The following is a 12,984-nucleotide window of genomic DNA, read 5'->3' on the forward strand; positions in this document are numbered from 1 at the left end:
GATAATAAAAGTTATTATTCCGGGCAATTATTGCTCAAAACGATTTCCAGGTAATGACCCACCACCTTATAAAGCACATCCGTGTCTGGATTAAAGACCCGGACGAAACAATTAACTGTATATTTTTTGCAAAAAATCTTTTAAACCGACCGGACTCCTGCCTAGCAGTTGTTTCACATCACTTTTATTGGTATCAAATTCTCCTTTAGCAATCGCTACACAGAACCTTGAGATATACGCTGCATCATCTTCAGAAACACCGGTCTGGATAAGCCATGAGATATATGAACTTACCTCTGGTTGGTGATAAGTTATTGTTTCCCCGGTGATATCTGATAGCAGGTCAGCAATATCTGCGAACGAGTAAGCGGTTTCTGCAGCGATGACATATTCTTTATGCTCATGTCCCGGAGTTGTCAGTACAACAGCTATCGCTTCAGCCATTTCTGCTATTGGCAAAAAGGGAGTTTTGCCGTCTCCGGCTGGAATGGAAATACCTTTATTTAATATATCCTTTCCAGATAACAAGGGAATCATGTCAGCATACATGGTATTATCCATTAACGTATAGGGAATAGCTGTTTTCTTTAGATAGTCAGCTGTGTATGCATGATATCGAACATCCTCACCCATTAAACTTTGCTGTAAATTTTTCATATCAAAGCTCGTATAGATAATATGCCCAACACCAGTTTCCCTGGCTGCATTGATCGCATTTTTGTGCTGCTCAAACCTTTTGTCTATATCTGATGAAGATGAGATAAGCAGCAGCTTATCGACGTCCTGGAACGCACTTTTTAAAGAACCAAAATCCTGATAGTCTCCAATTTTTATCTGAAGTCCTTTCGATCTTAATTCTGCTGCCCTGGTTTCATCTCTCACCAATGCAGTAATATCGTTTGGGGATACACCCCTGCTCAGTAACGAACTAATGGTGGCCTTACCTAAATTCCCCGTTGCGCCGGTTATCAAAATCATATTTTTTGCTTTAAGATTAGTTACTTTTGTTATGCAAAGAAACATATATTGATTTTGAAAAGTTACCCTTGCCTATGGTAACAGGACAAAAAGTGGTAACCTAAAAGTGACTAATGGGAAATAACTCAGACCATACTGACTGTGGTGTTACAGCAACGATAGCCCTCTTTGGAGGGCGGTGGAAGTCGACCATTTTACATGTGCTTTCCAAAAATACCAGACGTTTTGGCGAAATCCAGGTCAGGATACCTTCTATTTCAAAAAAGGTGTTAACTGAGCAGCTGAGAGAACTTGAAGCTGATGGCTTGATCAGCAGAAAAGAATACAAGGAGCTTCCTCCCCGGGTAGAGTATGCACTCACTGATTTTGGAAAAAGCCTGTGTCCTTTATTAATTGATATTGCAGCTTGGAAAAGAAAAAGTATCAAATAAGCTGATCAAGGTAAGATAAGGCTTCCACCGTTAACAAAAGACTGTTCCGAAGCAGGATCTATTGCAAAGGGAAAGCACTTGCGGATGCTTTCCGTTGCTGAAAATTACCGGCTATCATACCAATATGAAAACCGCTGGATTGGAATTTTTGAGGAAGGCGACTCGCACCACTTCATTACCAGTCAACATCAAAGAAAACGACCATTTTATTGATAATCTTGTCTCAGATTCGGCAACATATGAACTTACGTGATGAACTATTGAAAGAGCATAGCAAAGCAAATTGCATGCGGATCGTAGCCTGGATCGGCAGTTCTGAAGAAAGGTTTGCACAGCTGGTTCAGTTATTTATCCACGGGGAATACCGCGTGGTACAAATGGCCGCATGGCCATTAAGTTATGTATTGGAGGTTCATCCGGAGCTTGCTAAAAAACACCTGCCTGTTTTACTTGATAACCTGGAGAAACCGGATCTGATATCCGCAGTAAAAAGAAATACCGTTCGTGCTTTACAGTCACTCCCCATTCCGGAGGAGTACCATGGAATAGTAATGAATCACTGTTTTAATTATATCAGTGACCCTACGGAGAAAGCAGCCGTGAAAGCGTTTTCACTTACTGTCCTCGAAAATCTCTCAAAGATCTATCCTGACATCAAGGGAGAACTCAGGCTCATTATCGAGAGTAACATCGAAAATGAGACGCCCGCATTTATCTCGAGGGCAAAGAAGATCCTCATGCGGATGTAGTGCACTTCAAATACTCCGGCCTTCCCGCTTTAGTGCCCGGTAGCAACGCAGATTCACGCGAATTATCCCTGATTTTCAATAATTGAAAGCCGTTTTATCATATTCCACGTGCCGTATGTTGTCATTCCGGTATGACGATGTAGATGTAAATCCATGATTTATTTTTTGATAATCTTTTTTATCTGTAAATTACTATTAGACCCTATTGATGATATATGACTAGTTAGCCTGATTGTTATCCTTCCACCCTCACCTATTGTTTCACGAATAACTACTTTAATAAAAACTATGACCAACGTAAATGAAAATGTCAGTTTTAATACAAAAGCGGGCATGTATCTTAACAACCTTACAGGAAATGCCGGCAATTATTCCTTCTCGACAACTTGTCTAGAGGGATTGTCAGATATCGCAGTGAATGCCTACGAATACGACAAGCAGAAATGTACTACCAAAGACAAAGGCGAATGTTTCTTTAAACAGTCAAAGGGTACTGTCACATTTGGCGGCAACATGATTCACTTTGAATTAGGTACAGGTCATTACAAAACCCGTATCACTGAGGTTTCCAATACACCTGCGTTCACAGCATTTCTTGCTGCGAACCAGTTTGCAGCCGATGTCAGCTTCGACTTTTTTGTTTATTCAGGGCCGGCGATCTGCCAGATGTTGCTCAATTCGGTATTTACCGCTAATGCGGGAGCAATCGCCTCTGCTTTACTGGCACAAAGCTTGAAATGGAAGGCTCTCACGGTACAGTTAACGGCATGCAGAGGGCTTGATTCTATTTATGCCAGTTATGCTGCGGTGGCGCCATTGGGGGACGGTAATTATCGTCTCGTGGCTATCTTAAACTCAGCATCTGTTGATCTGGAGGGCAAAGCAAGTTTTGGATCAGTAGTGCCACTTACGGAGGCGTATCTGAAAACTTCCAAACTGAGTATCCTGATAGATGCTATGGTGACGTTTAAAGACGGCTCACTCGAATCTGCGGTTATAACTAATCTTAAATTCTCGCTGAGTGATCTAAGTATAGGCGGTCCCATATTTGCGATAAACCCAATCATCTGGGTCATCGTCCAGGCGGCCGCGGAAAGTACACGCGTAGTGGAAGGCCTGCTCAATGATAATTATAATAAGAAGATAATCGCCTCCATCAATAAAGATATTAAATCTTTCCTCTCTGAAATCCTATAACAATGGCCAACAACTTAAGTTCATGGATGAGCAATCCTATCATCCAGCGTAAAAAACTCAGTCAGATCGTCATACCCGGCACCCATGACAGCGGCACCTATGGTCTCACCGATTCTCTTTCCACTGTCTCTTATTCAAATATCGCCTTTTTGTGGCAGCTCAGTAAGCAGTCTGCTCCCGCCAATGGTTCATTCCCATGGACCGGCAGTGGGACAAAAGAAGCCCCCACCTATTATGTCGGCCCCGAGATGTACGATTATATCATTAATGTGGTAAAACAAATGTCACAATCCCAGGATAGTTCCGATTCCATCTATGCACAGTTAAATAACGGAATTCGCTTTTTTGACCTGCGTTTGTATTACGATGAAACAACTACCCCCAATGACTATTATCTTCAGCATGGTCTGCGTGGTCCATCGTTAACAACTGTATTGGATGACATCCATCAATTCATCAGCGAAGGACAGCAGGAGAAGCCCGTACGGCAGGAGTTGATCTTCCTGCAGATTTCGCATACCAATTTTAGTGATGATGCTGCTCGCAGAACCCAGGAAGTGGTTAAGAAGTTCGTTAGTATATTGAACCAGAAGGAGGAAAATAATATATATACGGTTCATGCTCCACATAATCTTAATACTTTCTTTACCGATAAATCACTATCGGAAATCACGGGCTGGGGAACCAAGGTGATTATATTAAATGCAGATCATGACAAGTACAGTTATAATGATCCTCTGGTGTTCGATGGTAACTTCCACGCCACGGATTCATCTACTGGCGTTGATACCGTGGCTGATCTATGGGTCAGGGAGCAAGAGGCCCTGAACAATCTCTCATGCAGTCAGAAGAGTCCATGGGGTATAAGCTGGGTAATGACGCCACATGCATCGGACCTCATCAGTTATGTTATGAAAACACTGATGGTCAAATCCGTAGAGCCCCCGCCACTGGCAGCGATGGCGCTGGCCGCCAATCCTTCTCTGCCCGCCTTTATTCAGTACGCAGCTAAACCGAATTCCTTCAATCTGATTACATGCGACTGGTACCGGCTGCCTGGTACACCCAATGGCACGGCATCTGTGGTGGAGATAGCGATGGCTTTAAGCGCCATGTGAAAGCACGGGAGTAGAAAACTATTTACACCTGGTACGTGAACCTGTTTTAGCTGCATGCAAGAGACATTGTACAACAGCGGAGTTTACCAGGACGATCTACTTTGGCTTTTTCGCATTTAGCATGGGCAAATACCCTATATTAGGGTATAATACCACCTATGATAAAAAGCTTGTACCTTCTTGCGGCGCTGCTGCTGTCTATGATAGCCGATATTTCGGCTCAATCTCACGTTGCTAAGACGGGGTCCTTTTGCAGATATGCCAAAAACAGCCTGCGGAATAAAAATGTGTATGCAGAAGGTCATACACAATGTCCTGCGTGTGATGCAGAGGATGCAAAAGAAGCTGCTGCCCGAAAGGCGGAAGACAAGCGCCGCGCGGACGTGAAGGCTGCTGAACACGCCGCGATGGCCCTGGCGGAAAAACAGGCGCAGGAAACAGCACTTAAAAACAAAAGGGCTGCGGATAAGGGCGTTACGGAACTCGCGGTAACAATGCCCGCCAATAAAGCAAATACGGTAACTCCCACAAAGAAGGCAGCCGTTACAACGAACGGAATGGTTACAGGTTGCCTGTATGACGACGCCGAAACAGACAATCATTTAGTGTCTTCTATGATTTTTGACATTAACCAGGGTGAGCGCAATAACAGGGTTTATAAATTGTACACCGACATTAATTACTTCGTGCTTAACAACAAGAAAATCCTGGACAATGATGCGTTCAAAGCTTGCATTGGTGCAAGAAGACCTGGTCTGGATCCGGAAAACCGTGACAAATTTCCACCAGGTATCGGCATCGCCGTATTAAACGAAACAGTAGACAATCATGTAATTTCCGATCTGGTAGACGCTACCGGAAAGCGGTTACTGAATGATAACAATATCTCCACGATCGTTCACTTTTCCGGGGACTATTTTATATTGCTGGAAGGAAAGTATTTTGGACGTGGTCCGGCCCCCCATGCTTCTTATGACTTTCCTAACGGTGCAATATATAATTACAAAACCAAACGGCGGTATGAACTGCAGCCGTTTAAGCCGGCTAATCGAAGGCATGTTCAGGTAGGCTGGGTGGTGAATGGCACTTATATGGATAAAAAGAAGCTCCGCGATAAATCTACTTATGATGCTTTTTTTGAAGTGATTACCGGCTATGATGTCAGTATGATATACTACATTACCAAAGAGGGCAAACTGGAAGCCGATGAAATTAGTAAGTAAACTAAAAAGTGATACCTTGAAATATCTTCTCGTTCCGATAATACTGTTCATTAATATCTTTTCTGTAAAAGCGCAAAAGTTAGCTTACGAGCGTGCGGATCACTATACAAAAGCGCTAAGCAGCTACCAGATGGATGGCAATAATATCTCCTATACTATTCACGGTTCAAAATATGAATTCAGTTATCCTGAAACCAGTTTCAAGATAGCTTTTTATAACCAACTGGCTACTCATGCCGTATACGCTAAATACGGAGGGAAGGAGGTACTCTTCCTGACGGATAGCATCAACATGGCAAAAGTGAAAGGTGTGACCCGGCACGGAATGAGCGATGAGGTAATTATCGTCAGGATACATTTAGCAAAAGGTGCATCGCCAATTATCCGTGATATCGAAGACGGAAAAGTAGTGTCAAGTATAAAAACAGAACACGTCGACGTTTACTTTAAAAACGGCCCCACGCTGGATGGGTTTATCAGCACCCTTTATCGGCTGTGTTTTGAAATGCAGGTTGCGCAAGGCATGATTACACAGGCGGAGGTGGATGCACAAAACCACGACCGGGGTATGACGCCGGAAAAGTTCATGAAGAAATATCCGAATTCTATTTTTAACATGGAGGCGGAACAGCGCCAGCCTGTGGCACAATAGTCCTGGTTCCATCAAGTTGATGTTCACAAAAAAGATGTTTCTAAAATATAGAGAAGGTAACACCTTCCACGCTGCAAATGGTCAGAAAACAGCTTATGCATATTCAAATTGAGAAACAAAGAGGTTTATACAGCTGGAGGTATGTGCTGGCAAATGACTCCCACTCCTATGCACAGTTACCGCAGGAGTGTTATATGGCGTGAGTTATTGGTAGTTCGTCATTTTTATCAATGACTTTACATCATCGATTATAATTTTCCTGCCTATTGTACTTATAATTTTTTCTTTTTTAAGGTCTTTTAACATCCGCACTACGTTCTCTTCAGTGGTGGCAGCCAGATTGGCAAGGTCTTTCCGTGAAACAGTGATGCAGATATCCCCCGTATCATTTTCAGACGATTTGTATTTTTCTCTCAAAACAACCAGGGATATTGCTAAGCGCTCCTTCGCAGAGTGCCTTGCTACGATCGACAGATTGTTCGCAAGTACGCTGTATTCATGACTGAGTGCTTCTAACAGGTGCCTGGATAAATTTGGTGAGGATTCTATTGCTAAAAGAAAAGTGTCTCTCGGAATAAGGGTAATGATACAGTCTTCGAGAGCAGCAGCAGAGTCCGGATAATGGTTATCTGATAATACGGCGTGATATCCGATAAATTCTCCGGCATTGGCCACATATATTATATGCTCATTGCCGTTCCTGTCCTGCTTATATTTTTTGATTTTCCCTTCTTTTATATAGTAAATACCAAAAGCGGGACTGTCTTCTCTGAAGATGATCTGCCCTCTCCGGTAACATTGCTCCACGGTAGCTGATAAAAACCTTTCTGTTTCTTCTGCAGTTAAGCTTTCCAGTATTGACCTGGAACGGAAAATCCATTTATCTATCGGGAAGATACCTTTTAAGCTCATATCAACAAAAGTCTAATATTGAAAATTGATTTTTATCAACTTTTAAGTTGATTACTTGCAAAGTTAATGAAACTTTAAGTCGATAGTTTTGCAGGAGGAATATTGGGAACTACACAGGCGAACTTTACTATGCCAAAGAGCACAATTGGATCAATTTACATGTAAGCCTTCCCTGGTGTCAACGTATCGCAAACTATTATGATTACAGATAAAACAACATTGAAAGAAGTCTTCTCGAATAATAATAATTTTGATGAATTGTACCCGGATGATATACGTAGCCTGTCGAGATTGCATTGGACGTCGATTGAAATAGCTAAAAGAGCCGGCAGATTTCTAGCCGCGACCCCAGGCGCAAAAATTCTGGATATTGGATCCGGTGTCGGTAAGTTCTGCCTGAGTGCAGGCTATCATCACCCTGATTGCAATTTTTATGGAGTGGAGCAAAGGGGAAGTCTTGTAGGTATAGCTAATCAGGTTCAACAACAATTGTCAGTTGCGAATGTTACTTTCATTCACGCAAACTTTACACAGCTGGATTATTCAGCATTTGATCATTTTTATTATTACAACTCGTTTTATGAAAATCTAATTGATGAGAGCCTGTATATTGATAATCATATTGATCATTCTGAAAGCTTGTACTATTATTATACCGACTATTTATATGGAGTTCTTAAACAAAGACCACAAGGTACCCGCCTTGTCACCTATCAAAGCTCCTATGAGCGTATTCCTGCGGCATATCGTTTAGTGGAGAGTGATGTTGATATGTTATTTAATTGCTGGATTAAGTATAGATAAATGAACTACCCTCTCAGAGCATACAAAATGCAGGTATTGAAATAATCGTTAAAAACAAGGATGCCAGAGGATCTGATGAAGGATGGTGATCGTCATTTATGGCAAAAATATAGATTGGATGTTCAGATACCGGGGAAAGAAACGAAGTTTTCGGCAAAATATGCGTCTGGCAATATTACTTTGCACAACAGCCGGATTTGTGAATGCATCAGGCTTTCTGGGCTTTTTTGTACTTACCACCAATATGACCGGACACGCGGCTCTAGTGGCGCTGAAGTTTACAGAAGGTGATTTTCGTGCTGTACGCATGATCGGTATCTGGTTGCTTTTGTTTTTGTCGGGTGCTTTTTTTTCCAGCCTTCACGTCTCAAGGGTTGGTCGGGATAAACGGGAATCGTATATAATACCAATTTTAATAGAAATAGTTATCCTCTGCTTTGTTGGATATTTTGGACATACATTTGATCACACTATTGTTATGACAGAATATTTTGCAGGCGGGCTTTTATTTGCGATGGGGATGCAGAATGCATTGGTGTCAGTCATATCCGGTGCTGTTGTAAGAACTACACATCTTACGGGAATGTTTACAGACTGGGTATTGATCTATCTGCAGCATTGCTGAAGTACCCTGAGAAAGATATATTGCTTCGACAAAATATATTTTTGAGATTTATCATTATCTTATTCTTTCTCATGGGCAGCATCCTCGGTGGGTTTTCCTTTGTAAAATTTCAGTATCATAGTTTTTATATAGCGACAGGTATTTTATTAATCGCCTTATACTATGATTTTTTAAGGGTTAATTCCAGGCGCCTGATATCTAAACTCAAAAAAAAAGGATAACCTCATTCTCTTTTTATTTTCAGTGCCTCCATAAACATTGAAGACGAAAATTAGCATCATGGATCAGTAAGGTTCCGGTAGACAGCATCTTCGGCATGTAAGTCTGAGGGTTTATGTTTGCGTGGTTTAAATATGCCCTGTATGCAATCATCCAATAATTCCACGATACGTTCATTTACAATATCGGAGAAGAAGAATATCGCGATGCAATGGAGCCAGTCAAACGTAAAGATGCAAGTGTTTTGTGATAATCATGGAATCACGGTCTCCATGCTCAAGAACTGGAGGAAGCAGTTTGCCACTCCTGCAAAAGTTCCCAGACGAAAACATTTCATTCAGCTGACACCTTCTAAGGCGAGTATACCAGATATTGCACTTCCATTCGCGGAGGTGATATCTTTATCAGGTAACAGGATAATTTTTCATTCGGCGGTCAATACAGACATGCTAAAAGAGCTACTAAACAGTAAATAAATGCTGGCACTCTCGTCCTCATGCAGGTATTTTCTGTATACTCAGCCAATCATGATAAGTAGTAGCTTTTACAAACTGGCGGCTATTGTCAATCAACAGATGCATTTGGATCCTTTAACCGGGGATGTCTATATTTTCTTTAACCGCAGAGCTACACATATCAAGCTACTTCAATGGCAGCAAGATGGATTTGCGATTTATTACAAGCGGCTTGAGAAGGGAACATTTGAGATTCCCAAACCAGGTGGGGTACAGTCTTCGCTTACTTCTACACAATTGATGCTTATTCTGCAAGGCATTCAGATGGATAAAGTCCAGTACCGCAGGCGGTATTTTCGACAATCTGCCGATCATTAACATCGCGCTAACAAATAATTGATTTACATGTGATAACATTGCAATTGCAATGAGTACGTCAGCAGAAGATAATGATTACAAACAGCTCTATGAGTCTGCCATCAACAAGGTTGAGCAGCTGCAGCATGAATTGAATCAGCTCAAGAAGATGATTTTCGGAGTTCGTCAGGAGCGATTTATTCCCGCAGATAAGAATCAACTGGCACTCGATATTCCAACAGAACAATCTGCTGCTGTTTGCAACGTGTTAGATGCAAAGAAGGTGACTTATGTGAAAGTTGTAAAACAAGATGCGACTCAAGCCAGAGATAGCCGTCATACCATACCATCTCACTTACGAAGAGAAGATGTAATTATAGATCCAGACCATATACCAGCTGGTAGTAAACATATTGGCACCACTGAAACTGAAGTGCTGGAATACAAACCCGCTGAAATTTATGTAGTCCGTTACATCCGTAACAAGTACCTTCTCCCATCTGCGGATGAGACGTCGTCAAAAATTATTGTTGGACCTTTGCCAACATTACCAGTTGCAAAATCGATGATGGGGCCAGGCTTACTGGCTCAACTGGTTGTTGAGAAGATCTGCGATCATCTCCCCGTGCATCGCCAGCAACAACGTCTGGAAAGAGATGGCATAAAGCTACCATACTCAACGCTGAGTGATGGTTTTGCTAAGACAGCTGCGTTAATTACTCCTATATACAGAGCGCTGGTAACAGAAGTACTCAACGCTGACTATTTGCAGGCTGATGAGACATCGGTACCAGTGCTCGACAAGGATAAGAAAGGGAGCACTCATCGGGGGTATTACTGGCTCTATCAGGATAGTATTAACAAGCTGCTTGTCTTTGATTATCAACCCGGGCGTGGCCGAGAAGGACCCGCAGAAATGCTGAAAGATTTTTATGGTACGCTGCAAACAGACGCTTACTCTGCATATAATAGCATCGTTGACACCAATAATATAACATTGATCCACTGTCTTGCTCATGCAAGAAGGTACTTCTCTGACGCTATTTACAGCGACCGAGAAAGAGCAGAATATGTATTGGAACAGTTACAGCTCGTCTATCAGATTGAACGCGATAGCAGGGCGTTAAATCACGACAATGAAAAACGAGCAGCTTCAAGACAGAAGCACTCCTTACCTATACTGAAGAAATTAGGAAGCTGGATGGAAGACCAATACAAGCAGGTACTTCCACAAAGCCCGATAGGAAAAGCCCTTGCCTATAGTATAAAACGCTGGGATAAACTCTGTGCCTTCGTGTATGATGGAAAGCTACATCCAGATAATAACGCGGCTGAGAGATCTATAAGAGCGACTGTTATAGGCCGAAAGAATTACCTCTTTGCCGGGAGCCATGAATCAGCAAAGCGAATTGCAATGCTCTACAGCCTGATCGGAACCTGTAAACTACATAACATTAATCCCAGCCTTTGGCTAAAGGACGTTTTAATGGTCATTAACGACCATCCCATCAACAGAATCAAAGAGCTCCTACCTCATATCTGGATCACGAAGCAAAAGTAACGCTCTCCAAAATCATTACATAGGTGCTGTCTACCGGATACTTACATGGATCAAACCGTTTTCAGATTGATTATAACTGATTTATCCAAGATCTTGGATTACTATAAAATAGGAAATTCGCTACTAGAGCGGATTTCCTATTTTACGTACCCAGTAGCAGTAAATTATTGAACCAACTGATGTTGTTACTAGCAAATTGATTGCACCTTTTTAATTCTTTAAAGTTGTACCGAAGACAATGGGACCATAGTTATTTAAAAACGTTCTTACAGGTGACTAGCTGGATTGCATAGCGCTCATGGATACTAAGTGCACTCGTAAAAATAAAAACATAGAAAGAAACCCTAATGCAAACTTATTTATGAAATTTACTATATATTGGGGCTTATGAGTACAGTTCCGCATGCCCTCAGGAGAAAAATATCTACGTACAGCATTGTTCTGGCTAGTATGCTTTTTGTTGGATTAGGTTTTTACACCATTAGCCCAATATTGAAATTGCCAGACTTTTTTTATATGCTGTTTCCTGTTTGGATATGGGGTAAGATAGCTATTACGGATGGAGATACTTACCAGGTTTTAGGTTCTATATGCCTGTTGATGACATTAACCATTCTGCTTTTTATTTGGGGTTATGCATATCCCGAAAAGAAGCATTATGCGATGAGACTCAAGATCTGGCTTATCTTGTTTAATGCCTTACTGGCTTATAGCTTAATGGCCGCTGCTATTGTCCACATAAAAGCAATTCCTGGATTACGTGAAGCGCCTACTCCACCCGATGGAATGCTCCCGTTGCCGTATACTGCTGTCGATGACATGTTGAGTCGAATGGCAAATATACCGCCTATTTATAGCGTGGCATCGATTGTATTTATTGTTGTACAATGTTTCTACACAATCATATCTGTAAAAATATTTTTGCTTTTACGTAAAGTCAATAAGCTAGACCAGCTAGAACAAGTTTTAGTTAGCATATACGAAAAGTAAAGCAGTAGAACACAAGAAATTAACTTGAACCGTCGTATCGAACTCCTTGTATTTTGATAATGAATAGATTATAGATGACCCAGGAATATACGTAAGAAAGAACATCCGCTACTAGAGCGGATGTTCTGTTTTGGTGCCCAGTAGCGAATCATTCTCGAACCAATTGGGAGTGATTATTGGAAAATTATTTCTATAACAATAATAGTCCATCATTTATGCTTTCCTGGTAGTAAGGTTAGTTGGGCATTAAAAATGCGGTGTAATTTTTAATAAGGCCTTATATTCGCTACTCGTTATACATTTAACACTATTATATATGGGTACATGGGCTAACGGTAGCTTTGGAAATGATGATGCGGGTGATTGGGTGATTGATTTTTCAGAACAACCTAATTTCGATTTCCTAACAGTCACACTACAGGGTTCTATTGACAATCCGAATGACGCGGGATTAAATATGTGCGCTATTGCTGCTGCAGAGGTTATTTGCATATTGGATGGGAAAATTCCTCTGGATTATGAGGAAGTTAGTCACAACCTTGCAGAAGTTATTGAATTGCTGAAATCTCAACCTGTACCAATGAATCTAAGAGAGCTTGCAGTAATTGCTGTAAGTGGAATTATTAAACAGTCCGAATTGAAAGAATTGTGGGAAGGAGATGAAGAATGGGAGGAAGAAGTAAGTGCTTTGAAGAGTAGGTTACTACGCTAAC

General features: G+C 41.5%; 14 protein-coding genes and 1 pseudogene. 13 read left to right on the forward strand and 2 right to left on the reverse strand.

Annotation, left to right across the window (positions count from 1 at the left end; translation table 11 throughout):
• Nucleotides 1-111 precede the first annotated feature (111 nt).
• Nucleotides 112-1,023, reverse strand: coding sequence for an SDR family oxidoreductase (locus GWR21_RS05880; RefSeq protein WP_238430219.1), 912 nt, complete (start codon nucleotides 1,021-1,023; stop codon nucleotides 112-114).
• A gap of 68 nt (nucleotides 1,024-1,091) precedes the next feature.
• Between GWR21_RS05880 and GWR21_RS05885 the strand changes: the two genes are divergently transcribed.
• The 6 genes from GWR21_RS05885 (at nucleotide 1,092) to GWR21_RS05910 (ending at nucleotide 6,348) form a co-directional block, all read left to right on the forward strand.
• Nucleotides 1,092-1,409 carry a winged helix-turn-helix transcriptional regulator gene (locus tag GWR21_RS05885; RefSeq protein WP_162330838.1) on the forward strand — a complete coding sequence of 106 codons (318 nt, stop codon included), beginning with the start codon at nucleotides 1,092-1,094 and terminating at the stop codon, nucleotides 1,407-1,409.
• A gap of 239 nt (nucleotides 1,410-1,648) precedes the next feature.
• A complete protein-coding gene (locus GWR21_RS05890) occupies nucleotides 1,649-2,158 on the forward strand; it encodes a hypothetical protein (RefSeq protein ID WP_162330839.1) in 510 nt (169 codons plus the stop codon).
• Between the two features lie 288 nt (nucleotides 2,159-2,446).
• Nucleotides 2,447-3,355, forward strand: coding sequence for a hypothetical protein (locus GWR21_RS05895; RefSeq protein WP_162330840.1), 909 nt, complete (start codon nucleotides 2,447-2,449; stop codon nucleotides 3,353-3,355).
• A 2-nt stretch (nucleotides 3,356-3,357) separates the two neighbouring features.
• Complete coding sequence (locus GWR21_RS05900; RefSeq protein WP_162330841.1) at nucleotides 3,358-4,473, forward strand: PI-PLC domain-containing protein; 1,116 nt, start codon at nucleotides 3,358-3,360, stop codon at nucleotides 4,471-4,473.
• A gap of 158 nt (nucleotides 4,474-4,631) precedes the next feature.
• Nucleotides 4,632-5,696, forward strand: coding sequence for a hypothetical protein (locus GWR21_RS05905; RefSeq protein WP_162330842.1), 1,065 nt, complete (start codon nucleotides 4,632-4,634; stop codon nucleotides 5,694-5,696).
• On the forward strand, nucleotides 5,680-6,348 hold the full coding sequence (locus GWR21_RS05910) for a hypothetical protein (protein WP_162330843.1): 669 nt from the start codon (nucleotides 5,680-5,682) through the stop codon (nucleotides 6,346-6,348). Before GWR21_RS05905 ends, GWR21_RS05910 begins: the two co-directional genes overlap by 17 nt.
• A 204-nt stretch (nucleotides 6,349-6,552) precedes the next feature.
• On the opposite strand, the gene GWR21_RS05915 is transcribed toward GWR21_RS05910, so the two are convergent.
• Nucleotides 6,553-7,260, reverse strand: a complete 708-nt coding sequence (locus GWR21_RS05915; RefSeq protein ID WP_162330844.1) for a Crp/Fnr family transcriptional regulator — start codon at nucleotides 7,258-7,260, stop codon at nucleotides 6,553-6,555.
• A 198-nt stretch (nucleotides 7,261-7,458) separates the two neighbouring features.
• Here GWR21_RS05915 and GWR21_RS05920 point away from each other — a divergent pair, with 198 nt between their 5' ends.
• From GWR21_RS05920 to GWR21_RS05950, 7 genes and pseudogenes are all read left to right on the forward strand, one after another.
• Nucleotides 7,459-8,064, forward strand: a complete 606-nt coding sequence (locus GWR21_RS05920; protein WP_162330845.1) for a methyltransferase domain-containing protein — start codon at nucleotides 7,459-7,461, stop codon at nucleotides 8,062-8,064.
• Between the two features lie 160 nt (nucleotides 8,065-8,224).
• Nucleotides 8,225-8,910 (forward strand): annotated as a pseudogene (locus tag GWR21_RS31320) (YoaK family protein).
• A gap of 141 nt (nucleotides 8,911-9,051) precedes the next feature.
• Nucleotides 9,052-9,384 carry an IS66 family insertion sequence element accessory protein TnpA gene (gene tnpA / locus GWR21_RS05930; RefSeq protein WP_162330025.1) on the forward strand — a complete coding sequence of 111 codons (333 nt, stop codon included), beginning with the start codon at nucleotides 9,052-9,054 and terminating at the stop codon, nucleotides 9,382-9,384.
• On the forward strand, nucleotides 9,385-9,741 hold the full coding sequence (gene tnpB, locus GWR21_RS05935) for an IS66 family insertion sequence element accessory protein TnpB (protein WP_262888451.1): 357 nt from the start codon (nucleotides 9,385-9,387) through the stop codon (nucleotides 9,739-9,741). It begins immediately after the preceding gene.
• Nucleotides 9,742-9,790: 49 nt separating this feature from the next.
• Nucleotides 9,791-11,281 carry an IS66 family transposase gene (gene tnpC, locus GWR21_RS05940; protein ID WP_162330023.1) on the forward strand — a complete coding sequence of 497 codons (1,491 nt, stop codon included), beginning with the start codon at nucleotides 9,791-9,793 and terminating at the stop codon, nucleotides 11,279-11,281.
• Nucleotides 11,282-11,668: 387 nt separating this feature from the next.
• Entirely contained in the window at nucleotides 11,669-12,271 is a 603-nt protein-coding gene (locus GWR21_RS05945; RefSeq protein ID WP_162330846.1) for a hypothetical protein, read from the forward strand.
• 316 nt (nucleotides 12,272-12,587) lie between these two features.
• Complete coding sequence (locus GWR21_RS05950) at nucleotides 12,588-12,983, forward strand: DUF4259 domain-containing protein (RefSeq protein ID WP_162330847.1); 396 nt, start codon at nucleotides 12,588-12,590, stop codon at nucleotides 12,981-12,983.
• Nucleotide 12,984 lies beyond the last annotated feature (1 nt).

This window comes from Chitinophaga agri (genome assembly GCF_010093065.1).
Taxonomy (GTDB): Bacteria; Bacteroidota; Bacteroidia; order Chitinophagales; family Chitinophagaceae; genus Chitinophaga; species Chitinophaga agri.